The organism is Nocardioides gilvus (assembly GCF_003194605.1).
Lineage (GTDB): Bacteria > Actinomycetota > Actinomycetes > Propionibacteriales > Nocardioidaceae > Nocardioides > Nocardioides gilvus.
The window spans coordinates 199860-224406 of record NZ_QHKY01000003.1 but is presented as its reverse complement, the minus strand read 5'-3'; the positions used below and the strand labels follow the sequence as shown (position 1 = coordinate 224406).

Here is a 24547-nt window from a genome sequence, read left to right as displayed (position 1 = left end):
CGCAAGCTCGCCGACACCGCACGAGCCGACTCCGCACGCGCCTGTGGAGAGGATCGGCGGGCGCCGCGGTGATTCACCATGCTGACTGGGTGGAGGTCGATGAGCTGTTGCGGCGCTGGGGCGGGGTGGCGACGCGGGCCCAGCTGCTCACCAGACTCTCGCGGAGCGAGGTGGATCGGACTCTGGTGAACGGGTCAGTGCTCCGGGTGGGGCATGGTCGCTACGGACTCCCGCACCTCACGGCAGACCTCGCCCGTGCACATGGGCTCAGCGCAGTGGTCTCCCACGAGAGCGCGGCCCTGCAGCACGGGTGGTCGGTACTGCTGCCCCCGGAGCAGAGCCACCTGACCTTCCCCACCAAACGTCGCGTGAAGGCCGTTGACCTGCCTGACGTGGTGCTCCATCGCGCGGATCTGCTGCCCGACGACATCAGCGGGAGTCACACCAGCCAGGACCGGACCATGCTGGACTGCCTGAGGATTCCTGACGTGCGCCGTGCGTTGAGCGTGGCGGACTCGGCATTGCGTGCTGGACGGGCACCCGCGTGGTTGCACCGGATCGCCGCCGAGGCACGCGGGCCAGGTTCCGGGCAGGCGCGAAGGGTCGCGGCCCATGCCACTGACTGCGCGGCCAACTCGTTCGAGTCCGGTCTGCGAGCGATCAGCCTCGACGTCCCCGCCCTGCGGATGCGACCTCAGGTGCGTCTCCACGATCGCAGCGGGGAGTTCATGGGACGCCCTGACCTGGTCGACACCGAGCTGCGGATCATCGCCGAAGCGGACTCGTTCGAGTGGCATGGGGGGCGCTCGGCCTTGGTCCGCGACGCCCGTCGCTACAACCGCTTCGTCGTCGAGGGGTGGATGGTGCTGCGCTTCACGTGGGACGACGTGGTGCTCGAGCCGGCACGGGTGCAGGCCACCTTGGCGGCCGCTGCGGAAGAACGGAGTCAACCCCGAAAAACGCCTCAAAACAGGCGGAATTACGACGTTGACTCCGTCCGTCCGCGAACCAAGTTTCAGAAACCGAACGTCAGGTAGCGCTCGCCACCGCCGAGGTGGGCCAGGGCGTGCGCCTCGTGCGGCACCAACGGTTCGGGGAGGGCGGCCAGCGGGAACCATCCCAGCGCGCTGCACTTGGTGCTCTCCACGATGCGGGGCTCACCGGTCCAGCTCCGGGCGGTGAAGAAGAAGTCGACCCGCTCCTCGATGGCGACTGTGTGCTGGGTGCGTTGCATCGTGAACTCGAACTGCAGGTCCGCCTCGATGTCCAACTCTTCGCGCAGTTCGCGCCGGGCCGCGGCGAAGGCGTCCTCACCACGTTCGACGTGTCCCGCTGCGCCGGCCGCCCAGTGACCGGACATGTAGGGCACGGAGCCGCGCTGCTGCAGGAACACCTCGAGGCCGTCGACCCCGTCGCGGACCAGGTACACGTAGGAGGCGGGGACGACAGCGAAGTCCGGGACGGCGCTCGTGGGGGAGTCCACCTCGGGCGAGGTCACTTGACGTCGTCGTCCTTCTTGCGGTCCAGACCGTCGAGCGCGTCCTTCGCCTTCTTGACGCCTTGGTCGATCTTCGAGGTGTGCTTGCCGCCGGTCCTGGTGTCGGCCAGGTCGCCAGCCTTGTCGAGCGCGCCACCGATCTTGTCGCCGTTCTTGTCGACGGCGTCGGTCAGTTTGGCCTTGGCCTTGTCCATGAATCCCATGACGTCTCCTTCGTCGAGCAGAGCGCAAGTGCGGCGGCACGAGCGCGTTTGGAACACTAGCCCCATGACACTGCCGCCGATCGTCGCCGTGGTCGGCGCGACCGCCGCGGGCAAGACCGGTCTCTCGCTCGACCTGGCAGAACGTCTCGACGGTGAGATCGTCAACACCGACGCGATGCAGGTCTACCGCGGGATGGACATCGGGGCGGCCAAGGTGCCCCTCGCCGAACGGCGCGGCGTCCCGCACCACCTCCTCGACCTGATGTCGGTGCGTGAGCCCTCGACCGTCGCCGGCTTCCAGACCATGGCCCGCGAGACGATCGCCGCCGTCCGCGCCCGTGGACGTACGCCGGTGCTGGTGGGTGGCTCCGCCCTCTACACGCGCGCGGTGCTCGACCAGTTCGACTTCCCGGGGACCGACGCGGGCGTCCGTGCGGCACTCGAGGCCGAGTTGGCCGAGCTCGGTGCCCGGGCGATGTACCGACGACTCGTCGAGCTCGACCCGGTGGCGGCGGCAGGCATGCTGCCCGACAACGGGCGGCGTACGGTGCGGGCGCTGGAGGTGATCGAGCTGACGGGTCGTCCGTACAGCGCGAGCCTGCCGCGGCTCGAGTACCTCGACCCGGCATCGGTCCAGATCGGGGTCGACATCGACCGTCCCACCCTGGACGCGCGGATCGCCGAACGGGTCGAGGCGATGTTTGCCGACGGCTTCGTGGCGGAGGTCGAGCGCCTGCTCGACGAGGGGCTGGCCCAGGGGCGTACGGCCTCGGTGGCGATCGGTTACCGCGAGGTGGTGGCCCATCTGGCCGGCGAGCTGACATTGGCTGAGGCGAAGGAGCGCACCGCTGCGGCGACCAGACGGTTCGCCCGCAAGCAGGACGGCTGGTTCCGCAAGGACCCCCGCATCGTGTGGGTGCGCTTCGACGCCGAGGACCGGGTCGAGCAGGCCGTCGCGGCGATCAGGGCTGCCACCCGGGCCGTCTGAGAACGACAAGTCCGGTCGGAGAATGACAAGGCCGGTCCGAGGACGACAAAGGGGCGACCCGCAAGCGGATCGCCCCTCGTGTCTCCCTCCCCAGACCGGGGTCCCGCCCAGCCCTCCGGGCCGGACGAAAATTCTGAGTAGTTCTTGGCTCTCGCCGTTCCCTACGTAACCGAAACTTACCCACAGGTAATGGTGGTTGGGAAGGGCCCTGCGCGATATATCTTCCGTGCGCCCTCCCGCGGGGGTCGTGGACTGGGTCACAATGAGGCGTGACGACGATCTTCTACACAGGCTCCTCCCTGGACGGATTCATCGCCGATCCGCAGCACGATCTCTCCTGGTTGGTGCCCCGAGACATCGACGGCTCGAAGGACATGGGGTTCGAGACCTTCGAACCGCGCGTCGGGGCGACCATCCTGGGTGCCTCCACCTGGCAGTGGCTTCTCGACCACGGCGAGACGGGGGCGCTCGGCGGGGCTCCCTCCTGGGTCCTCACCCACCGGGACTTCGACCAGGTGGACGCGGTCACCTTCACCGCGGCCGACGGCCTGGACGAGGTCCGCAGCATCCATGCCGCAGCAACCCGAGCGTCCGGCGAGAAGGACGTCTGGCTGGTCGGCGGCGGAGCTCTGGTCGCGCAGTTCATCGAGGCCGGCCTGGTGGACGAGCTCTGGGTGCAGTTCGCCCCGGTCACGCTCGGTGCTGGCGCTCCGCTGCTCCCGGCGAGGGTCGAGTTGAGACTGGAGGAGGTCGTTCGCAACGGCGACTTCGTCTGCACCCGCTACACGGTGCTGTGAGCGGCGTCCACCGCAGTGGAAGGATGGGCGCGTGAGCTATCCCTTCCTCAAGGGCCACGGCACGGAGAACGACTTCGTCCTGCTGCCCGACCACGACGGCACGGTGCACGGCGACCTCTCGGCGACCCGCGTACGTGCACTCTGCGATCGCCGGTCCGGGCTCGGCGCCGACGGGGTGCTGCGCGTCATCCGTACGGCAGCCCTCGCTGGGTCGGGCTCGGAGGGGTCAGGGCCCGAGTGGTTCATGGACTACCGCAACTCCGACGGTTCGCTCAGCGAGATGTGCGGCAACGGGGTCCGGGTGTTCGCGCTGCACCTGGTGGCCGAGGGGCTCGTCGACGCGAGCCGACCGATCGAGGTCGGCACCCGAGGCGGCGTCAAGACGGTCACCGTCGACGGCGACCGGATCACGGTCGACATGGGTTCCCCGCAGTTCGGCGAGGAGTCGACGGTGACGGTGGCCGAGCACACGTGGTCGGCCGTCAACGTCGACATGGGCAACCCACATGCCGTGGTCTTCGTCGACGACCTCAGCGACGCCGGTGACCTGCTCACGGCCCCCGGCCACGACCGGGACGTCTACCCCCACGGGGTCAACGTCGAGTTCGTCGTACGTAGCGGCCCGGCCCACGTCGCCATGCGGGTCCACGAGCGCGGCTCGGGGGAGACCCGCAGTTGCGGCACCGGGGCCTGTGCGGTGATGGTCGCCGCAGCGCTGGCCGACGACGCGGCGCGGGGGACTGCGTACGTGGTGGACGTGCCGGGCGGCACGCTGGAGATCACCTGGACAGACGACGACCGCATCCTGATGACTGGTCCGGCCGTGATCGTGGCCCAGGGCAAGACGGATCTGGGCAAGACGGATCTGGGCAAGACCGATCTCTGAGGGGTTCCGGGGTCGGCACGGAGCATGCCGCTCGAATACTCAGGTGCGCCGTCACCCTGCCCGATCTAGGCTGGGTGGCATATGACGAACCACAAGGACTTCTCGCTCGCCGATGCCCTCGACGCCACGACTGCCTGGGACACCGACGACATCGAGTTGAGCGATGACCCGACCGACCTGACCGCGGACGACGACTTCGTCTCCGGCTACGCCGACGAACCCGATCCCGAGCTGGCCGAGACCACCGGTTCGATGGATCTGGCCGAGCGGTACGCCCTCAAGCGGGTCGCCGGGCTCTCCACCGAGCTCGAGGACATCTCCGAGGTCGAGTACCGCCAGCTCCGACTCGAGCGGGTCGTGCTCGTGGGAGTCTGGACCGAGGGCTCGATCCTGGACGCCGAGAACTCGATGGCCGAGCTGGCAGCCCTAGCCGAGACTGCCGGTTCGGAGGTGCTCGAGGCGATCTACCAGCGCCGGCAGCGCCCGGATCCGGCCACCTACATCGGACGCGGCAAGGTCGAGGGCCTGGCCGAGATCGTGAAGGCCACCGGGGCCGACACCGTCATCTGCGACGGTGAGCTGGCGCCCAGCCAGCTCCGCAACCTGGAGGACCGGGTCAAGGTCAAGGTCGTTGACCGGACCGCGTTGATCCTCGACATCTTCGCCCAGCACGCGAAGTCCAAGGAGGGTCAGGCGCAGGTCGAGCTGGCTCAGCTGCAGTACATGAAGCAGCGGCTGCGTGGTTGGGGTGGCAACCTGTCGCGCCAGGCCGGTGGACGGGTCGCCGGCGGTGAGGGCATCGGTGGGCGTGGCCCCGGTGAGACCAAGATCGAGACCGACCGGCGGCGCATCAACGACCGTATCGCCAAGCTCCGTCGCGAGCTGAAGGTGATGGCCGGGACACGCGAGACGAAGCGGGCGCAGCGGCAACGCAACCAGGTCCCCAGCGTGGCGATCACCGGCTACACGAACGCCGGCAAGTCGTCCTTGCTGAACCGCCTCACCGACGCCGGGGTGCTGGTCGAGGATTCGCTCTTCGCGACCCTGGACCCGACGACGCGGCGTACGACGACCACTGACGGTCGCATCTACACCATGAGCGACACCGTCGGTTTCGTCCGGCACCTCCCGCACCAGTTGGTCGAGGCCTTCCGGTCGACGTTGGAGGCGGTGGCCGAGTCCGACCTCATCCTGCACGTGGTCGACGGTTCACACCCGGACCCGGAGGGCCAGTTGGCCGCCGTGCGCCAGGTCTTCTCCGAGATCGATGCCGGCCAGATCCCCGAGATCGTCGTGATCAACAAGGCCGACGCGGCCGACCCGATGACCATCGCCCGGATCCGTCAGCGCGAGCCGCACTCCGTGGTGGTCAGCGCGAAGACGGGTGAAGGCATCGCGGACGTGCTCGCGCTGGTCGAGGACGAACTGCCCCGCCCGGCGGTCGAGTTCGACGTGCTGCTCCCGTACGAGCGGGGCGACCTGCTCAACAAGCTGCACCAGCACGGCGAGATCGAGTCGCTCGAGCACACCGGCGACGGGACGCGCGTCGCCGGCCGGGCCCATGAGGACCTGGCCGACGAGTTGGCTGCGTACGACGCGGACTGAGCCTGACGTACGCGGTCACGGTCGTGGCCGCGTACGTCCGATCAGTTGCGCGCGGTGGACTCAGATGATGTCTTCACCGTCGCGACGGGACACGCGCCAGTCGCGGATGAACGCCGTGCTCAGCACGACGAGGACTGCCGCCACGATGACGGGCCAGATGAGTACGTAGAGCGTCAGGCCGATGTGTTCCATGGTTCTCCTCGGGTGGGTGTGGGCGTCAGTGGACCGGGTCGGGGTCCGGGTCAGCGCTGCGCGCGAGCTGGTGCTCCGGGTCGAAGTCACCGATCTCACGGGCGATCCGGTCGAAGTCGTACTCCTCGTCCGAGCGCACCGAGATGGCCCAGCAGACGACCGTGCTCACGGCGTACGCGACCAAGGAGCCGCTGAGGGTGGCGTACTCGTGGAGCTCGCCCAGGGCGAACGGGGCAGCGGCCAGCGCTGCCACGACGGCAACGATCTGGCCGACCCTGAGGCCGAAGAAGCCGAAGGCCATCAGGCCCAGCACGACTCCGACACCGACGATGGCGATGACGTCGACGACGAATCCGGTCGCGCCGGCCATGGGGATCCACTCGAAACGGACCGGCAGGAAGACGGCCAGGGCCGCGAGCACGGCCACGGTGAAGGCCGTGTTGGTGACCTTGTTCCAGTAGAAGCTGGCGATCACTGGGAAGACGAGCGCACCCCACAACGCGCCGACGAAGACCAGCAGGTCGAGGATGTTGAGCTGCAGGCTGGCAGCGGCGATCGCGATGGCACTGGCCACCACCATCGTGCCGCGGCCGATGAGCAGCATCGTCCTCGGATCGGCCTTCGTGCGCCCGGCGACGTTCTGGCCGTAGATGTCGGTCATCACGATGGCCGACAGGGCCGAGAGGTCGGAGTCGGCGGTCGAGGAGAGCGCGCCGATGATCATCACGAACAGCGCCGCGACCAGGATGGCCGGGAGGTAGCTGACCGCCATCTGCGGGATCAGGTTGTTCATGTCACCGTCGACCGGCTCGAGCCCCAGGTAGAGGGCCATCACACCGAGCATCCCGACGCCGATGACCATCGCGCCGTAGCCGACGGTGGCGGTGATGAAGGTCTTCTTGATCAGGTCCTCGCGGACCGCGAAGAGACGCTGGGCGATGGTCTGGTTGCCGATCGCGTACGCCAGCACGGCGGCGATGTAGGGCGCTCCCTGGTTGAGGAAGGCCTCACTGGAGAAGAACGACGACTGCTGCTCCGTCAGGTTGCCGGCGCCCGAGTTGAAGGCGCCCGGGAACCCAGCGGCGAAGAAGATGACCGGCACGACGACCGCGACGACACCGAGCATCATCACGACCTGGCCGAAGTCGGTGAGGACGGAGGCGCGGAAGCCGGACCACAGCGTGTACAGCAGCACCCCGCCGGCGACCATGAAGACGCCCTGGATGAAGTTGAACGGTGAGAGCAACGAGATCAGCGCGCCACCTGCGATGTAGTTCGACATCAGGCTGATGACGCTGCCGACGACGTTGGAGCCGGCCAGCATCAGTTGGCTGGAACGACCGTGGCGCACGTGCATGACCTGGGCCAGGGTGTGCGCCTTCGGTGCCACCGCCCTGATCCGCTTCCCGAAGGGGTAGATGAAGAGGATCATCAGGGCACCCCAGAGCCCGTAGTGGATCGGCCCCGAGATGCCGTACGTGTACCCCGACGTCGCCGAGGCGTACATGGACGACGCCCAGATCCACGTGGCGGTCATGGAGGCTGCGGAGATTCCGAAGCCGATGTTGTGTCCGGCGGTCATGTAGCCGTCGGCGTTCTCGTCCCTCTTGCCGATCCGGGTGGAAACCCAGAAGGTCGCCCCGTAGAAGAGGACCAGGAGGAGGATGATGGTCCCGACTCCGAATGTCACGGTCTCGCTGTTCACTCATTGCTCCTAGCTGCCGGGTCCACACGGCGCACCCCGCCACGGAGCAGTCGAATCGAGAAGTCAGCACGTGGCGGCCACATCAGCCCTGGGGGCAGACGTCGGGGCAGGTCCCCGAGAGGGCGCGCGTGGAGCCCGCCCTGAGAACTCAATCCCGGGGGCTCCGGTCCCGAGCACGCTAACAGCAACGACCACTTTCAACGATTGGGCGGGGAACTCCCCATGCTGGTGGCGCGTTGTGACCAAGGGTCCCCCGGATTGGGTGGCCCTTGTCGGCTAGGGAAAGATGTCGGGCATGTCACGTGCTGCTTGGATCCGCTTCGTCCTGGTGCTCGGCCTCCTGGCCGGGTGTGCAGCGCTGGCGCTCAACAAGGAACCCCGCCTCGGCCTGGATCTCTCGGGTGGCGTCTCGATCACCCTGGAGACCTCCGACTCCCCGAGCGGCGTCGAGGCCAACGCCGAGAACACCCAGCGGACCCTCGAGGTCCTCGACGGCCGGGTCAACGCCCTGGGCATCGCCGAGTCGAGCCTGGTCCGCTCCGGCTCCAACCGGATCATCGTCGAGCTCCCCGGCATCACCGACGCCGACGAAGCCGCCGAGCAACTGGGCCAGACCGCGCAGCTCTCCGTCCACCCCGTCATCGCAGCGGTGGATTCCCTCGAGGCGGAGCCCTCGGAGGAGGGCAACACGATCGTCGAGAGCGACGTCGGAGACATCATCGAGATCGGTCCGGTCGCCCTCGAGGGCAACGACATCACCGGTGCTGCCTCCGGGCAGGCAGAGAACAGCAACGAGTGGGTCGTCAACGTGGACTTCTCCCGTGACGGCTCCCGAGCCTTCGGCGACCTCTCCGCGGAGGCGGCGTGCGCCCAGGGCGACGCCAACCGGATCGCGATCGTCCTGGACGGCCGGGCCATCTCCTCGCCCGGCGTCAGCGTGCCCTGTGGCCAGAACATCGTCGGCAGCACCCAGATCTCCGGTGGCTTCACGGTCGAGGAGACCCAGGAGCTCTCGGCCCTGATCGAGGGTGGCGCCCTGCCGCTTGAGGTCCAGGTCATCGACCAACGTTCCATGGGCCCGACCCTGGGCAAGACCGCGATCGACGCCTCGATCGAGGCCGGCATCATCGGTATCGCGCTCACCGGGCTCTTCATCATCGTGGTCTATCGTTTCGTGGGTCTGATGGCCACCGTCGCGCTGGCCTCGTACGCCCTGCTCGCCTACGCGATGCTCATCGGTCTGGGCGCGACGCTGACGTTGCCAGGGTTGGCCGGTTTCGTCCTCGCCATTGGTATGGCGATCGATGCCAACGTCCTGGTCTTCGAACGAGCCAGGGAGGAGTACCAGGACAATCCCTCCCTGGGTCTGCGCAAGGCCCTGATGGTGGGCTTCAACAAGGCGTGGTCAGCCATCATCGACTCCAACGTCACCACCCTGCTCGCTGCCGGACTCCTCTTCTTCCTCGGCTCCGGTCCCATCAAGGGCTTCGGTGTCACCCTGACCATCGGTGTCATCGCCTCCATGGTCTCGGCGTTGATCATCGCCAGGGTCCTCACCGAGGTGGGGGTCAGCAACAAGGTCATCGCGAAGCGCCCGAACGTCACCGGCATCGGCGACATCGGTCGCGTCCGGCGCTGGCTGGAGAAGAAGAACCCGCAGTTCATGAAGCGTCGTGGCATGTGGCTCGGCATCTCCGGCGCCGCCACCGTCATCGCGATCCTGGGCCTCTTCGTCAACCCGCTCAACCTGGGCGTGGAGTTCACCGGTGGACGGGTCCTGGAGTACTCCACCACCACCCCGGTCTCGGCCGACGACGCGCGATCGGCGCTCGAGGAGGACGTGGACGTCGCGATCGACTCGGTCCAGGAGACCGACGACGACAAGATTTTGGTCAAGGCCGGCGAGCTCTCCGGGGACGAGGCGCAGGAGATCCAGGACGTGATCGCCACCCTGGGTGGCACCGCTGACATGGAGCAGGACCTGAAGATCACGGCCTCCTTCGGCGAGGAGCTGCGCAACAAGGGCCTGATCGCCTTCGGTATCGCGTTCCTCGCACAGTGGGCCTACCTGGCGTTCCGCTTCAAGTGGACCTTCGGCATCTCGGCGGTCGTCGCGATGATGCACGACGTCCTGATCGTGGTGGGCATCTTCGCCTGGCTCGGCAAGCCGATCGACGGGATCTTCCTGGCGGCGGTGATGACGATCATCGGTCTGTCGGTCAATGACACCGTCGTCGTCTTCGACCGGATCCGCGAGCGGTGGCGGCTCTCCGATCCCCACGAGAACTTCCGCGACATCGCAAACCGGGCGACGGTCGAGACGCTGCCGCGCACGATCAACACGGGTCTGGGCACGATGTTCATCCTGGCCGCGCTGGCGGTCCTGGGCGGCGACTCGCTGCAGGACTTCGCCATTGCCCTGCTCATCGGTCTGGCCGTCGGTACCTACAGCTCCGTCTTCACCGCGACCCCGATCGTCACGTACCTGCAGGAGAAGTGGCCGATGTCCAAGGAGGTCGCCTCGAAGAAGGTGATCGAGCGCGACGACTCCGGCGCCGTCATCTGATCCAGGTGAAGCTCGACCCGACGAACCCATGGCCCCTGCGGGTCATGGGTTCGTTGCGTGTCGGCTCCGCTGACTAGAGTTCCCGCGTGCCCCCGAAGTTGCCCGTACGTGATGTCCTCGCCGCTGCAGTGGAGGCGCTGGGCGGCAGTGAGCGCTCCGGCCAGGTCGAGATGGCCGAAGCGGTGGCCGGTGCGATGGAGTCCGGTGAGCACCTCCTCGTCCAGGCAGGGACCGGCACGGGCAAGTCGCTGGGCTATCTGGTCCCGAGCCTGTTGAACCACGACCGCGTCGTGGTCGCCACCGCGACCCTGGCACTGCAGCACCAGCTGGTGGAGCGTGACATCCCGCGGCTGGTGAAGGCGGTCGGCGACCAGCTCGACACCTCGTACGCCGTGCTCAAGGGCCGCTCGAACTACGCCTGCCTGCACCGCATCCGCGAGGGGGTGCCCAACGACCAAGGCGTCCTGGTCGACATCCCGGAGGGGTCGACGGGCGCCGAGGTGCTGGCGCTGCGGGCCTGGGCGGAGAAGGAGGCCGAGTCGCAGGGCAGCGGCGAGCGCGACCACGCTCCGCGGCACACCGAACGGGTGTGGCGCCAGGTGAGCGTCAACCACCGCGAATGCCTGGGCGCCGCCAAGTGCGCCTTCGGGGCGGAGTGCTTCGCCGAGCGGGCAAAGGAGAAGGCGGCGCAGTCCCACCTGATCGTCACCAACCACTCGCTGTTGGCCATCGACGCCATCGAAGGCGTCCCGATGATCCCTGACTACGACGTGGTGGTGATCGACGAGGCCCACGAGCTCACTGCCAGGGTGACCCAGGCGGCCACCGACGAGCTGAGTGTCGGCGACGTGGAGCGGGCAGCCCGTCGGGCGCAGAAGCACGTCACCGACAAGGGCGGTGCGGGCACGGCGGCCGATGACCTGTCGGATGCCGCCGACGCATTGGCCGACGCGTTGGCCGCAACCTCCCCGGGTCGGATCGAACAGCCCGGCGAGCAGTTGTCCGATGCGCTCACCCTGGTGCGCGACGCCGCGAGGTCGCTGGTGTCGGCCTTCGGCAAGGACGAGAAGGACGCTGACGCGGGGCGTACGCAGGCCAAGGGGATGGTGCAGGAGGTCTTCGCGACGACGGAGCGGATGGCCGCAGGCAAGGTCTCCGACGTGTTGTGGCTCAACGAGGCTCGGGACCGGATCCCGGCCCGGTTGGCGATCGCTCCGTTGCAGGTCTGGGCCCAGATGCGCGAAGGCCTGCTCTCCGACAAGGCGGTGATCTTCACCTCCGCGACCCTGATGCTCGGCGGAGACTTCAACACCGTCGCCGGGAGCCTCGGTCTGAAGCCCTCGGAGCGGGCCGACACGGGCGCGCCCGACGTTGCTGCTGAAGGAGCGCTGCCGTGGCGAGCACTCGACGTCGGCTCTCCGTTCGACTACGGCAGGCAGGGGATCATCTACATCGCCCGGCACCTGCCTCCGCCCGGTCGCGACGGTCTGGGGTCGGCGCAGATCGACGAGATCGTCGACCTGGTCGACGCGGCCGACGGTCGGACATTGGGTCTCTTCTCCTCGCGTCGGGCGGCCGAGACCGCGGCCGAGGCCGTACGGGAGCGACTGCCGCACCTGACGACGCTGGCCCAGGGTGACGCGCAGCTGCCGGAGCTCTCGAAGCAGTTCGTGGAGGATCCGCACACGAATCTCTTCGGGACCCTGAGCCTGTGGCAGGGCCTCGACGTGCCCGGTGACACCTGCCAGCTGGTGATCATCGACCGGATTCCCTTCCCGCGGCCCGATGACCCGTTGATGTCCGCGCGCCAGAAGGCGGCCGATCGAGCGGGCGGCAACGGCTTCATGCAGGTGGCCGCCACCCACGCCGCGCTGTTGATGGCCCAAGGGGTGGGCCGTCTGATCCGTACGACGGAGGACAAGGGCGTGGTGGCAGTCCTGGACCCACGGCTCGCGACGGCCCGTTACGGGGGCTTCCTGAAGGCCAGCCTGCCGCCCATGTGGTCGACGACCGATCCCAAGGTCGTTCGCCAGGCGTTGACCCGGGTCGCCCAGGGCTGACGGTCCGGGCCCGACGTCCGAGGCCGCTCAGACGCTGCGCAGCACCGCGGTGACCTTGCCCAGGATGGTGGCATGCGTGCCGTCGATCGGCTCGTACGCGTCGTTGTGGGGGAGCAGCCACACGTGGCCGTCCTTGCGCTGGAAGGTCTTCACGGTGGCCTCACCATCGATCATCGCGGCCACGATGTCACCGTTGACAGCGTCCGGCTGCTGGCGGATCACGACGTAGTCGCCGTTGCAGATGGCGGCGTCGATCATCGAGTCGCCGGACACCTCCAGCAGGAAGAGAGTGCCGTCTCCGACCAACTGACGGGGCAGGGGGAAGACGTCCTCGACCCGCTCCTCGGCGAGGATCGGACCACCGGCCGCGATGCGACCGACCACCGGCACGTAGGCAGCGGCAGGAGCCCGGTCGCCGACGTCGGTGGGGTCGAAGTCGGAGTCGTCCGCCGAGCTCATGGCCTTGCGGGCAGCCATCACCTCAGGGAGGAACACCTGCAGCGCGCGGGGACGGTTGGGGTCCCGCTTCAGGAAGCCCTTCTCCTCCAGCACCTTCAACTGGTGCGCCACACTGCTGGAGCTGGTCAGACCGACGGCCTGACCGATCTCGCGCATGCTGGGCGGGTAGCCCCGCTCCTCGATCGCTTCCTTGATCGTGGTGAGGACCCGTTGCTGGCGCGGAGTCAGCCCAGTTGCGTCGGGAGGCCCGTCGGGGAGTGGTACGACGTTGCCGCCACCTGCACTGGACTTGGGCATCTGGATCCTCCTGTGGTGACGGCCGGCTTTCGTGGCTCCACCGTAGTCGGATCCGGAGACCAGTTCAAACATGTGTTCGAACGGGCGTGTCCCTCGCTCAGACGCGCGGATCCCAGACCCAGGAGACGACGTTGAACTGCGTACGGAAGCCGAGGTCGACGTAGGTCGTGTAAGCGCGCGGGTTGCTGACCACGGTCGCCGTCTGGACCCCGGTGGTGGCGCCACGGTTCATCATGGTGGCGACGAGCGCCCGACCGATGCCTCGACCGCGCGCGGAGACCACGGTGCTCACGTTGGCGACCATGAAGCTGTCGTTGCGGGTGTGCAGCGTGCCGGCGCCGAGGGGCTTGCCCGTGCGCATGTCGCGCGCCACGAAGAACTGGTTGTCCTCCGGGTCCAAGGTGTCCAGGACTCCCAGCCGGTCGGCCCGGCTGCTGGCCGGGTGACCGAGTCCTTCGAGGATGCTCTCGGCGACCGGTGCGACGCCGTCGGGCCACGCGACGTCGATGAAGACGTCGTCCGGCGTGCCGGGGTCGATGGTCGGGCCGAGCGCGACGTACATCGCCGGGTACTCCCGGGCCCGCAGGCCCGCCTGGGCGAGAGCGGCCTCGAGCGCAGGTGTGGTCGTCCTGGGAGTGGTGACCCACCGGAACGGACGCCCACGTGTGATGAACGGTGCGATCAGCTCGGCGCTGCGCTCGGCGGCGTCCTGGGGCGCGATGTGTGCATTGGTGATGGTGTTCAGAGCAGGGAGGTCGGTGTCCGACCAGTACACCGTCGCGTCGGGCTCAGAGGCCCTGCGCACTGCCGGAGAAGCGGCGATGGTCAGTTGTAGGGCAGCGAAGTCGGTCTCGATGACGTCGGCCGCGGTCGTCAGAAGGTCTCGCATGGCTGTGACGCTAGGGGCCTTGGACCTCTACTGCATGACCCAATCTGGTGACGTGGCGGGGATGGAGGGTGCCAGATGCCGGAAATAGGGTAAGTCGGCGCCCGTGGCACTTCTTTCGAACAAATGTTCGCCCGAGTGCTTGATTCGTTCGAACACCTGATCTAATGTCGCACATGTGTTCGATCGAACGTCTGATCGACCGACCGCCTCTCGTCGTCAAAGATGTCGGCGCTCGTCACTAGACATGGGATCGAACAGAACGGCTCGACCGAGACGAATCGGCCACCCACTCCATCACTTCCCCAGGAGGGCCCCATGAACACCGTTGCGATCACCCCCATCAGCCAGGCACCGTCGGCACGCGCCTCGGTGCGCCCGGTGAGCTCGGTGAGTTCGGTGCGCCCCGTGATGGATGGCAACGTCTCCGTGGGTGGGGTCCGTCTGACGCGTCGAGGGCGACTGGTGGTGCTGTTGGCGGCGCTGGCCTTCGTCCTGGTGCTCGGCATTGCTCTCGGTGGCGTCTCGACGGCCTCTGAAGAGGCCGGTCAGCCGCGCCCGACCGAGGTGGTCGTCGTGGATGACGGCGACACCCTCTGGGCGATCGCGGCGGAGGTGGCCGAGGATGGCCAAGTCCGCTCCGTGATGAAGGACATCGAGCGCTTGAACGCGCTGGAGTCGCCCTCGCTGATGGTGGGTCAGAAGCTCCTCGTTCCCACGGGCGAGTAGAGCCCCGCCAACGCGGAGAGCAAACGAGTACAGCCTGCCATCGGTGGATCTGTCAGCGCGCTGCGCGACGGCCGCCGCCCGCAGGGCGGGTGGATGGCTGGTCGGGGGACGAGTCATCCTGGGGAGGGCTGCTGGGCCCACTCAGCCCCATGGCGTTGCCCAGACGTGCGATGAGCATGAGGCCGATGAAGAGGCACGCAGCCGCTCCCAGTGCAGCCAGGACGAGGAGCAACCACGCTGCGGCGTTGCCGGTGCGTGCGCTCCCGCCGAAGTCGATCGCCATGTACACGAGGTAGCCCCAGGCGATGACGCAGAGGGTGATGCCGCCGGCGTACGCGAGCACCGCGCGGTCGAGGGTCGGCGCGGGTCGTGCTGCTCGCCTCGATCCTGCACGTTTCCCGGTGGCCACCGGGCCATTCTGACAGGGCGCTGGTCGTGTGTCAGAGGCAATGGCATCGCGTTGGGCGTGTCGTTCTCAGCCGGTTCCGAGCCTGTGACCTGCGCCTTCGCGGCGTGACCGGCACGGGCGTCGAGCAACTTTCGCGAGTTTCTCCGATCGGCTTGCCATGTATTGGGGAGGCGGCGTACGGTTACCACAACATCTAGTAGTTACACCGTTGTGGTTATCCACATCTAGTCCACAAGGACTGGTCGTGATCCCACAGTTTCTGCTCGGTCATCCACAATTTGCAGCCCTGCATCCACAGGCGCAACCGCACATGACGTACGACGAGACATACGAAGAGACATACGACAGGGGGCTCGAAGATGCACTGTCCGCACTGCCGGAACACCGACACCCGGGTCCTCGACTCGCGTGTCTCCGAGGACGGCAGCCAGATCCGTCGGCGACGGAACTGTCAGGATTGCGGCAAGCGCTTCAGCACGGTCGAGCTCATGCAGTTGACGGTCCTCAAGCGCTCCGGCGCGGGGGAGCCCTTCAACCGTGAGAAGGCCGTCCAGGGTGTGCGAAAGGCCTGCAAGGGTCGGCCCGTCACCGAGGACCAACTCGCCTGCCTGGGCCAGGAGGTGGAGATCGCACTGCGAGCCACCGGACTGGCTGAGGTCCAGGCGCACGAGGTCGGGCTCGCCATCCTTGCTCCGCTCCGCGACCTCGACGAGGTTGCCTACCTCCGTTTCGCCAGTGTCTATCGCGCCTTCGAGAGCGCCGAGGACTTCGAGACGGAGATCGCGATGATGCGCAGCGAACGCGCTGCCGTCGCACTACCCACCGGGTAGCCACAGATTGCCCGGTACGCAGTGGGGAAGCTGCGTGCCGGGCGCACACCATGACGGTTCAGCCCACCAGGCGCCGTCAATCACGACACCAAGTCAGTACAGACACAGTCAGCACAGACGCAGGCAGTACCGAGGATCTGAGGAGATTCCATGGCAGCGAAGACGGCGAACAAGGGTGGTCTCAAGATGCAGCGCGTCTTCAGCACCGAAGGAACTCACCCCTACGACGCGATCAACTGGGAGCGTCGCGACGTCGTCCAGACCAACTGGAAGACGCACGAGACCGTCTTCGAGCAGCGCGGTGTCGAGTACCCCGACTTCTGGAGCGTCAACGCCTCCACGATCGTCACCACCAAGTACTTCCGCGGCGCCGTCGGCACCGACGCTCGCGAGTGGAGCCTGAAGCAGCTCATCGACCGGATCGTGAAGACGTACACGAAGGCCGGTGGTGACCACGGCTACTTCGCGACCCCCGCCGACCAGCAGATCTTCGAGGAGGAGCTCACCTGGTTGCTGGTCAACCAGTACTTCTCCTTCAACTCACCCGTCTGGTTCAACGTCGGCACCACCTCGCCGCAGCAGGTCTCTGCCTGCTTCATCCTGTCGGTCGACGACTCGATGGACTCGATCCTCAACTGGTACAAGGAAGAGGGCTTCATCTTCAAGGGCGGCTCCGGCGCCGGCCTCAACCTGTCGCGCATCCGCTCCTCGAAGGAACTCCTCTCCTCCGGTGGCACCGCTTCGGGTCCCGTCTCGTTCATGCGTGGAGCCGACGCGTCCGCCGGCACCATCAAGTCCGGTGGCGCCACCCGCCGCGCGGCCAAGATGGTCGTCCTGGACGTCGACCACCCCGACATCGTCGAGTTCGTCGAGACCAAGGCCAAGGAGGAGGACAAGATCCGCGCCCTGCGCGACGCCGGCTTCGACATGGACCTCGGCGGCAAGGACATCACCTCGGTCCAGTACCAGAACGCCAACAACTCGGTCCGTGTGAGCGACGAGTTCATGCGCGCGGTCGAGGACGGCACGGAGTTCGGCCTGCGGGCCCGCGACACCGGCGAGGTCATCGAGACCGTCGACGCGCGTGAGCTGTTCCGCAAGATCAGCGTCGCTGCCTGGCAGTGCGCCGACCCCGGCCTGCAGTACGACGACACCATCAACGACTGGCACACCAACCCCGAGACGGGTCGGATCACCGCGTCCAACCCCTGCTCGGAATACATGTCGCTCGACAACTCCTCGTGCAACCTGGCCTCGCTCAACCTGCTCAAGTTCCTGCGCGACGACGACACCTTCGACGGCGAGCTCTTCGCGAAGGCCGTCGAGTTCATCATCACCGCGATGGACATCTCGATCTGCTTCGCCGACTTCCCGACCGAGGCGATCGGCCAGACCACGATCGACTACCGCCAGCTCGGCATCGGCTACGCCAACCTCGGCGCCCTGCTGATGGCGATGGGTCTCGGTTACGACTCCGAGGGTGGCCGCTCGATGGCCGCCACCATCACCTCGCTGATGACCGGCACGTCCTACAAGCGTTCCGCCGAGCTCGCCAAGGTGGTCGGCCCGTACAACGGCTACGCCCGCAACGCCGAGGCCCACAAGCGCGTCATGCGCAAGCACCAGGCGGCCAACGACCAGGTGCGCACGCTGCACACCGACGACGCCAACGTGCACAAGCTCGCCACCAAGGTCTGGGCTGATGTCCTGAAGCTCGGCGAGACCAACGGCTTCCGCAACGCCCAGGCCTCCGTGCTCGCGCCGACCGGCACCATCGGTTTCATGATGGACTGCGACACCACCGGCATCGAGCCCGACTTCTCCCTGGTGAAGTTCAAGAAGCTCGTCGGCGGCGGTTCCATGCAGATCGTGAACCAGACGATCCCGCGGGCGCTCCGCAAGCTCGGCTACCAGCCCGAGCAGGTCGAGGCCATCGTCGCCCACATCGGCGAGCACGGCCACGTCATCGACGCGCCGAGCCTCAAGCTCGAGCACTACGAGATCTTCGACACCGCCATGGGTGCTCGCTCGCTGGCGCCGATGGGTCACGTCCGGATGATGGCCGCAGCGCAGCCGTTCCTCTCGGGCGCCATCTCGAAGACGGTCAACCTGCCGGAGTCCGCCTCGGTCGAGGAGATCGAGGACGTCTACATGCAGTCGTGGAAGCTGGGCCTCAAGGCCACGGCCGTCTACCGCGACAACTGCAAGGTCGGTCAGCCCCTGGCCACCGGCAAGGGCGAGAACAAGGGCACCGACTCCAACGCCGCCAAGGCTGAGACCGTCGAGCCGACCATCGTGGAGAAGGTCGTCTACGCCCCCACCCGCAAGCGTCTGCCGAAGTCTCGCGTCTCGCGTACGACGTCGTTCACCGTCGGCGGTGCCGAGGGTTACATGACCTCCGGCGCGCACGACGACGGCGAGCTGGGCGAGGTCTTCCTCAAACTGGGCAAGCAGGGCTCGACCCTGGCCGGCGTGATGGACGCCTTCTCGATCGCCGTGTCGATCGGCCTGCAGTACGGCGTCCCGCTGGAGACGTACGTCTCGAAGTTCACCAACCTGCGCTTCGAGCCGGCCGGCCTCACCGACGACCCGGACGTGCGGATGTCGCAGTCGATCATGGACTACATCTTCCGTCGCCTGGCGCTGGACTACATGTCCTTCGAGGAGCGTTCGATGCTCGGCATCTACTCGGCCGACGAGCGTCAGCGTCACCTCGAGACCGGTTCGTACGAGCCTCTCGTCGAGCTGAGCGAAGCGGAGTCGCTGAAGACCGAGCACGCCGAGTTCATGGAGGTCGAGACCAAGGACACCCACGGTGCCGAGGCTCGCGAGGTGCCGGCCAAGCCGGTCGTCGGCGAGGCCCACACCTCCGCCGAGCTGTTCGAGAAGCTCACCGGTACGGCGGTCGACTCGCCGCTCTGCATGACCTGCGGCACGAAGATGCGTCCGGCTGGCTCCTGCTACGTCTGTGAAGGCTGCGGCAGCACCTCCGGCTGCAGCTGACGTCTGGAACCCAGCACCAGGACACACGCACCAGGACACACGCACCATGGCGAAGTGCCCCGAGGACATCCTCGGGGCACTTCGCCATTTCTGCTCGTCGAGGGGATTCGACACCGACGAGCCGCTCGACGTGGGAACCTCATGCGCACGACGCCGTGGGGCGGAGAACCGGAAGGACACCTGTGAGGCACTTCTCGAACATGCCCCTGGCCATGGCCGCGCTCCTGTGTGCGCTCCTCACCGGTTGCGGTACCGACGACGGCTCCGACGGCACGCAGTGGGGGACGGGCGAGGTGGTGGGCTCCGGCCCGACCTCGAGCTCGGACACCTCTGAGGGGTCGGCGTCAGGTGGAGCGTCGTCGCGCTCCGAGGTGGGCGACAGCACCGCCGACAGCAACGACACCGTCCCGATGAGCGACCTGAGTGACGAGCAGGTGACTCTCCATGGCGAGATGATCCTCTTCGAGGAGACCGCCAAGGCGAAGGCAGGTGACGGATCCGGGGGCTCTGCAGGGTCGCTGCGCGACCCCGGTGAGGCGAGCAGGTCGGGGGTGGCACGTCCCGAAGGCGTCAGCCTCGCGCAGGACTATGCGATCAGCTGGATGGACGGCAAGGTTGTCAGCTATGCCTTGACGACCGCCTCCGGTGAGCGGATGACGTACGAGGCCGGCCGGATCAGTCTCGACGTCGCCGTGGAGTCACCTCGCCATGCAGAGCTGAAGAAGTCAGCAGAGGCACTGGCGCGCGCCGTCGACGACTGGGTTGAGGCGAACGGGGAGGTGCCGTCGGTCTCCCACTCGATCCAGGGGTTCACCTTGTCGGACGGCTTCTTCAGTGAGTCGGAGGTAGAGGAGATCGAGGTCCCGTTCGAAGGCGACATCGCGATGCCGGAGTACTCCCGAACGAACGACGACTTCACCGTGACCCTCAGGTCTGACGACACGCAGGAGCGCGCCCGGCTCACCCAGGACGGATTGACGTTCTCGCGCCCGTACGAGGTCGTCTGAGGACGAGCCCGGGACGAGACTGAGACAGCGACCTAGGGAGCCGGCAGCACGAGGACGAACGTGGTCGTCGCGGCCTCGCCCACGGTGAGCCGACCGCCCAGCGACGTCGCCAGTTGTGCAGCGATCGTCAACCCGAGGCCGTGGCCGTCGCTCTCCTCTGCTCTGGTGCCGCGTTGGAAGACCTCGTTGGCGATCACCGCAGCGCCCTCGTCGGTGACCACGATGTCCAGGAACTTGTCGCGGCGGTGGGCGCCGACCGTGACCTGGCCCTGACCGTGGGAGCAGGCGTTCTCGATGAGGACGTCGAGCACCTGCAGCACCGGGCCCGGCGCCACGTGTGCGGGGACGGGATCCACGGGGTCGTGCACCAGGGTGCGTCCGGCGTCCTCGAGGTGCGGGGTCCACCGGGCCACGGCGGTGGCGACGAGGCCGTTCAGGTCGACGTCGACGGCGTCGCCCACCCGGTTGCCCCGCGAGAGCGCGAGCAGTTCGTTGATGGCGGTGCTGAGTCGGTCCAGCTCACCGATGTTGGCGTTGAGCTCCTCTGCCACGGTGGCCGGGGTCTCGGGCCACATCGACAGGTCCTCGAGAGTGAGGCGCAGCGCCGTGATCGGCGTACGCAACTGGTGCGAGGCGTTGGCGGCGAACTCCCGCTCACGGCGCAGCAACTCGTCGAGTTGGGTCGAGGCCTGACGCAGGGCTCGACCGATGGCTTCGGCCTCAGGGATCGAGTACGTCGGGATGCGCAGGTCGAACCGGGCCTGCGCCAACTGACCGGCCGCCTCTGCCAGCTCGCCGAAGGGCCGGGACAGTCGCCGCGCCAGGACGTAGCCGACGGCTGCTGCGAAGAGAATCAGCAGGAGCCCGACCCCGATCAACGGCAGAAGGGCGTCGGAGATTCGCTCCTTGACGAGCTCGTCGGAGCGCGTCAGCGTCAGCGAGCCGCCGTCGGGCAGTTCGCGCTGCTCCACGATGTCGTCGTCACTGCTCGCCGTGCCGGCGTAGGTGGCCCGGGTCGTGGCGCCGTCCGGGGCGACGTACTCGATCGTGGTGCCGGCCACCAGCAGGTCATCGAGGAAGGCTTCGTCGATCGGTCTGGAGCCCAGGCTCCGCTCGGTGAGCAGGGCCGCCATCAAGGTGGCCGAGCGAGCGACCTTGGTCGTCTCCTGTTCGGTGACCATGTCGGCGAGCACGTAGGCGCGGGGCAGGCCATACATCACGATCATGGCGACCGTCATGCCGACGAGCGCGACGACCAGACGCTCACGCATCCGGGGCGTCCTCCAGCCGGAATCCGACCCCACGCACCGTGGTGATCCGGGCCGGAGCCGCGGCCTCCTCGAGCTTCTGACGAAGCCGACCCATGGTGGCGTCGAGCATCTTGGTGGAGCCGTACCAGTTCTCGTCCCACACGTCGCTGATCAACTGTTCGCGGCTCACCACGGCGCCACGGATGACGTCGAGCAGCGCCAACACGTCGAACTCCTTGGTGGTCGCTGCCAGCTCGGCCTCTCCGACCCAGATCCGGCGCGCCTGTACGTCGATCCGCAGGCCCCGGCCCCTCTGTGGCGCCGGGGTGGAGCCGGTCTGTGCCGCAGCGGCCGAGGTCGAAGCCCCGCCCCCTGGGCCCCCTGCGCCCTGGGTGCCCGAGTTGCCCTGGGTTCCCTGGGCTCCCTGGGCGGACTGGCCACCTGTGGCGGCGCTGCGCCGCAGCAGGGCGCGGGCCCGGGCCAGGAGCTCAGCCAGGCCGAAGGGCTTGGCAAGGTAGTCGTCGGCGCCCACGTCGAGCCCGACCACGCGGTCGAGCTCACCGTCGCGGGCGGTGAGGATGATGATCCCGCCGAGGAACCCGCCGTCGCGGGCCCGACGGCACACGTCGAGGCCGTCGATGTCGGGCAGTCCCAGGTCGAGGAGGAGCAGATCGACGCTCGAGTTCCCGATTGCCTCCAGGGCGGGCAGGCCCTCCGCGAAGCGTCTGACCTGGTACCCCTCACGCTCCAGTGTGCGGACCAGCGGAGCAGCGATCTTGTCGTCGTCCTCGACGACGAGCACCTGGGCGACCATGGTCAGGAATCATACGGCGTCGGCGTGTGGGTTGAGTCACGTCGGCGGTGTCTCAACTCGACCGACTGCAGCGTGAGCGCGACGATCGGCAGCACCAGCAGCATCACCTGGGACACGCTCAGGGGGGAGCGGTCTTCTCCTGGCAACCCGAGGGTGAGGCCGAGCAGGGTGCCCAGCAGTACGGTGCCGGCCACCAGGCTGACTGCGACGTGGGACTCGAAGCAGTTGTGCGCCCACATCTTGCCCGCAGCGAGCACGCCACCCAGGGCAACGGCCGTTGCCAGCACGACCGAGCTGGTCACGTCGAGCTCGATGGCCCGGCGCACCAGCATCAGCGCGGTCAGAGCGGTGGTGAGGGCGATGACTCGCGAGGGCCAGCCGTGTCGGGAGGGTCGGGGGGTCTTCATCAGAACTCTCGGTCGAGTGGGCCGGTCTCGGTGACCGGCGCGGGGGAGCAGAAGCGGCCGTACACGTCCTTGACCAGGGCAGACGGGGTCCAGATCATGTGGCCGGGGTCGGCGTTGTTGGCGCTGTGCAGCCCGGTCAGCCCACCGAACTGGGGTGCCCCGAGGGTCAGGGTCACGACCGTGCGGACAGTCCCGTCGGGTGCCGTCACGGTGCTGGCGGTCAGGGTGGAGTCGAACTCCGTGGTGCGGCTGGCGCGGATGTAGTCGCCCACGATCACCTTGCCCAGGTTGACGGTTGAGCCGTTGGCCGTCAGCACCTCGAGGGTGTCTTCCTTGGTGCCGATGAAGATGGTGGGTGCACTGTCGTTGAAACGGGCCGTGACCGTGCGGCTGGTGCCGTCCCATCCGGGCATGACGGTGGCCGGGTCGACCTCGTGGGAGAAGGTGAAGAGCACGCCGTCACCGTTGTCCGGGCGACCCGAGGTGTTGCCGGCACCGTTGAAGGTCTGCACGTCGACGCCGGTGAAGGGGCGGTTCTCGATCTGCCGGGTCAGCAACGCGGAGGTGGTGGTGCGTCCCAGGGCGTCGACCATGACGGCATGCAGGGCATACGTCCCGTTCGCGAGCGACATCGTGTTCCAGCCACAGGCGTACGGCGCTGCGGTGTCGGTGCAGATGTCGGTCCAGGCGGTGGTGCCGGAGCGCTGGTACTGCACCTTGACCGAGGTGACCCCGGGGACCGAGCTCGCGGTGGCGCCGACCTGGACGGTGCCGGTCAGCGTGGCGGGCAGCGCGGTGAGGGTGACGGCCGGTGCCGTGTTCTCGACGAGCCGGTTGGCCACGACCGTCGAGGTGGCGGTGTTGCCGGCCCCGTCAGTGGCGACCGCACGGAAGGAGTGGTTGCCGTCGGCCAGTGCGCCGGTCGCGACCTGGCAGTTCCAGGGGGAGGCGCTGACCGTGCAGAGGTCGCTCCACACCGACGAGCCGTTCGGGGCGGACTGCACGACCACGCGCTTCACGCCGGTGTGGGCGTCGCTGGCGGTGGTGGAGAAGGTACGCGTGCCGCTCAACGGGCTGCCGGGGTCAGCGAGCGCGATGCTGGGCGCGACGTTGTCGACGGTGACGGTCACGACGGCCGAGGTGGTCACCGTACGTCCGTCGCTGCCGACGACGACGGCCCGCAGGTCGCGGCCGCCGGCGGGCACGCCGCCGGTGTCCCAACTGCAGGTGTACGGGCTGCGTAGGTCGGTGCAGATCGTCGTCCACGTGGAGCTGCCGGGCGAGGCGTGCTGCAGGCGGACCGTATGGGCCAGCGTCCCGATGTTGGCCACCGAGCCGGTCAGGGTGACGGTGCCGCGCAGCTGCGTGCCGGGGGCGGTGACGACCACGGTGGTCTGGTTGGCCACGGTCGTACGCACGATGGCCGAGGTGCTCTCCAGCCCGGCGCGGTCGGTCGCGCGGGCGCGCAACTCGTACTCGCCGTCGGCCAGGCCGCGGGTGTCCAGGGCGCACGAGAAGGGGGAGCTGGTGTCGGTGCACACGGTGGCCCAGGTGGCCGCACCGGCGCGACCCTCGAGGACGACCCGGTCGACGGGCCCCTCGCTGTCGGAAGCGGCGATCTCCACGGTGACGAGGCCCTTGACCCAGGCGCCGGGGGCGGTGACGGAGACCGTCGGAGGCGTCCAGTCGGGGGCGGCCGCGACCTGTCCGCCTGCGCTGCTGCCGGAGGTGAAGATCGCCGAGGAGGGGGTGGGGCCGAGGAGAGCGACGAGCGCGATCGCGACGGCGAGCAGGACGACGGCGAGGTGGCGGACCGAGAAGCGGCCGGCGATCCGGGTGGTGCTGGTGGTGGGGTGCGTCATCGGCTTCTCCTCTCGAACTCGCGGTCGGTCTGCTGCGCTGCGTACGCGGTGGCGATGGTGGGGCGGTGGTGGTGGTGGTGGTGGTGGTTCTGCG

Annotated in this window: 22 protein-coding genes; 11 read left to right on the top strand and 11 right to left on the bottom strand. The window is 67.9% G+C overall.

Annotated elements, in window-relative coordinates:
- Positions 1–89 precede the first annotated feature (89 nt).
- On the top strand, positions 90–1037 hold the full coding sequence (locus DNK52_RS09960; protein ID WP_162598716.1) for a PDDEXK family nuclease: 948 nt from the start codon (positions 90–92) through the stop codon (positions 1035–1037).
- Here DNK52_RS09960 and DNK52_RS09955 read toward each other — a convergent pair.
- Positions 1016–1498: an NUDIX hydrolase gene (locus DNK52_RS09955; RefSeq protein WP_239455488.1), complete on the bottom strand. Its 483-nt coding sequence runs from the start codon at positions 1496–1498 to the stop codon at positions 1016–1018. The two genes, DNK52_RS09960 and DNK52_RS09955, sit on opposite strands and share 22 nt — an antisense overlap.
- Positions 1495–1701 carry an antitoxin gene (locus DNK52_RS09950; protein ID WP_110240847.1) on the bottom strand — a complete coding sequence of 69 codons (207 nt, stop codon included), beginning with the start codon at positions 1699–1701 and terminating at the stop codon, positions 1495–1497. Before DNK52_RS09950 ends, DNK52_RS09955 begins: the two co-directional genes overlap by 4 nt.
- Before the next feature lie 64 nt (positions 1702–1765).
- On the opposite strand from DNK52_RS09950, the gene miaA reads away from it, so the two are divergent.
- The 4 genes from miaA to hflX all read left to right on the top strand — a co-directional run bounded on the left by miaA (position 1766) and on the right by hflX (position 5977).
- A complete protein-coding gene (gene miaA, locus DNK52_RS09945; RefSeq protein ID WP_110240846.1) occupies positions 1766–2689 on the top strand; it encodes a tRNA (adenosine(37)-N6)-dimethylallyltransferase MiaA in 924 nt (307 codons plus the stop codon).
- A gap of 269 nt (positions 2690–2958) precedes the next feature.
- Entirely contained in the window at positions 2959–3486 is a 528-nt protein-coding gene (locus DNK52_RS09940) for a dihydrofolate reductase family protein (protein WP_110240845.1), read from the top strand.
- Between the two features lie 31 nt (positions 3487–3517).
- A complete protein-coding gene (dapF, locus tag DNK52_RS09935) occupies positions 3518–4372 on the top strand; it encodes a diaminopimelate epimerase (RefSeq protein WP_110240844.1) in 855 nt (284 codons plus the stop codon).
- Positions 4373–4453: 81 nt separating this feature from the next.
- Positions 4454–5977 (top strand): GTPase HflX, encoded by a 1524-nt coding sequence (gene hflX, locus DNK52_RS09930; protein ID WP_110240843.1) that lies wholly within the window; start codon positions 4454–4456, stop codon positions 5975–5977.
- Positions 5978–6037: 60 nt separating this feature from the next.
- Here hflX and DNK52_RS16320 read toward each other — a convergent pair whose 3' ends face one another.
- Both DNK52_RS16320 and DNK52_RS09925 read right to left on the bottom strand, forming a co-directional pair.
- Positions 6038–6169 carry a putative transporter small subunit gene (locus tag DNK52_RS16320; protein WP_239455487.1) on the bottom strand — a complete coding sequence of 44 codons (132 nt, stop codon included), beginning with the start codon at positions 6167–6169 and terminating at the stop codon, positions 6038–6040.
- A gap of 25 nt (positions 6170–6194) precedes the next feature.
- On the bottom strand, positions 6195–7874 hold the full coding sequence (locus tag DNK52_RS09925; RefSeq protein ID WP_204163482.1) for a sodium:solute symporter family protein: 1680 nt from the start codon (positions 7872–7874) through the stop codon (positions 6195–6197).
- 295 nt (positions 7875–8169) lie between these two features.
- Between DNK52_RS09925 and secD the strand changes: the two genes are divergently transcribed.
- On the top strand, positions 8170–10440 hold the full coding sequence (gene secD / locus DNK52_RS09920; protein ID WP_110240842.1) for a protein translocase subunit SecD: 2271 nt from the start codon (positions 8170–8172) through the stop codon (positions 10438–10440).
- A gap of 170 nt (positions 10441–10610) precedes the next feature.
- Positions 10611–12500, top strand: coding sequence for an ATP-dependent DNA helicase (locus DNK52_RS09915; protein WP_110241190.1), 1890 nt, complete (start codon positions 10611–10613; stop codon positions 12498–12500).
- 27 nt (positions 12501–12527) lie between these two features.
- On the opposite strand, the gene lexA is transcribed toward DNK52_RS09915, so the two are convergent.
- On the bottom strand, positions 12528–13256 hold the full coding sequence (gene lexA, locus DNK52_RS09910; RefSeq protein ID WP_204163481.1) for a transcriptional repressor LexA: 729 nt from the start codon (positions 13254–13256) through the stop codon (positions 12528–12530).
- A gap of 97 nt (positions 13257–13353) precedes the next feature.
- On the bottom strand, positions 13354–14145 hold the full coding sequence (locus tag DNK52_RS09905) for a GNAT family N-acetyltransferase (RefSeq protein ID WP_110240840.1): 792 nt from the start codon (positions 14143–14145) through the stop codon (positions 13354–13356).
- 315 nt (positions 14146–14460) lie between these two features.
- Here DNK52_RS09905 and DNK52_RS09900 point away from each other — a divergent pair, with 315 nt between their 5' ends.
- Positions 14461–14871, top strand: a complete 411-nt coding sequence (locus DNK52_RS09900; RefSeq protein WP_204163480.1) for a LysM peptidoglycan-binding domain-containing protein — start codon at positions 14461–14463, stop codon at positions 14869–14871.
- 52 nt (positions 14872–14923) lie between these two features.
- Here DNK52_RS09900 and DNK52_RS09895 read toward each other — a convergent pair whose 3' ends face one another.
- Positions 14924–15280 (bottom strand): hypothetical protein, encoded by a 357-nt coding sequence (locus tag DNK52_RS09895; RefSeq protein WP_162598715.1) that lies wholly within the window; start codon positions 15278–15280, stop codon positions 14924–14926.
- A 359-nt stretch (positions 15281–15639) separates the two neighbouring features.
- Here DNK52_RS09895 and nrdR point away from each other — a divergent pair, with 359 nt between their 5' ends.
- From nrdR to DNK52_RS09880, 3 genes are all read left to right on the top strand, one after another.
- Positions 15640–16110: a transcriptional regulator NrdR gene (gene nrdR / locus DNK52_RS09890; RefSeq protein WP_110240838.1), complete on the top strand. Its 471-nt coding sequence runs from the start codon at positions 15640–15642 to the stop codon at positions 16108–16110.
- 150 nt (positions 16111–16260) lie between these two features.
- On the top strand, positions 16261–19113 hold the full coding sequence (locus tag DNK52_RS09885) for a vitamin B12-dependent ribonucleotide reductase (RefSeq protein WP_110240837.1): 2853 nt from the start codon (positions 16261–16263) through the stop codon (positions 19111–19113).
- 182 nt (positions 19114–19295) lie between these two features.
- On the top strand, positions 19296–20120 hold the full coding sequence (locus DNK52_RS09880) for a hypothetical protein (protein WP_110240836.1): 825 nt from the start codon (positions 19296–19298) through the stop codon (positions 20118–20120).
- A 32-nt stretch (positions 20121–20152) separates the two neighbouring features.
- Here DNK52_RS09880 and DNK52_RS09875 read toward each other — a convergent pair whose 3' ends face one another.
- Genes DNK52_RS09875 through DNK52_RS09860 form a run of 4 tightly spaced genes read right to left on the bottom strand, consistent with a single transcriptional unit; the run spans position 20153 to position 24453 of the window.
- The gene (locus DNK52_RS09875; protein ID WP_110240835.1) at positions 20153–21391 is read right to left on the bottom strand and encodes a sensor histidine kinase; all 1239 of its coding nucleotides are present in this window, start codon (positions 21389–21391) and stop codon (positions 20153–20155) included.
- Positions 21384–22184 carry a response regulator transcription factor gene (locus DNK52_RS16315; RefSeq protein ID WP_110240834.1) on the bottom strand — a complete coding sequence of 267 codons (801 nt, stop codon included), beginning with the start codon at positions 22182–22184 and terminating at the stop codon, positions 21384–21386. The genes DNK52_RS09875 and DNK52_RS16315 overlap by 8 nt, the downstream gene beginning before the upstream one ends.
- 2 nt (positions 22185–22186) lie before the next feature.
- The gene (locus DNK52_RS09865; protein ID WP_110240833.1) at positions 22187–22591 is read right to left on the bottom strand and encodes a hypothetical protein; all 405 of its coding nucleotides are present in this window, start codon (positions 22589–22591) and stop codon (positions 22187–22189) included.
- Positions 22591–24453 carry an Ig-like domain-containing protein gene (locus DNK52_RS09860; RefSeq protein ID WP_110240832.1) on the bottom strand — a complete coding sequence of 621 codons (1863 nt, stop codon included), beginning with the start codon at positions 24451–24453 and terminating at the stop codon, positions 22591–22593. Before DNK52_RS09860 ends, DNK52_RS09865 begins: the two co-directional genes overlap by 1 nt.
- Between the last annotated feature and the right edge of the window lie 94 nt (positions 24454–24547).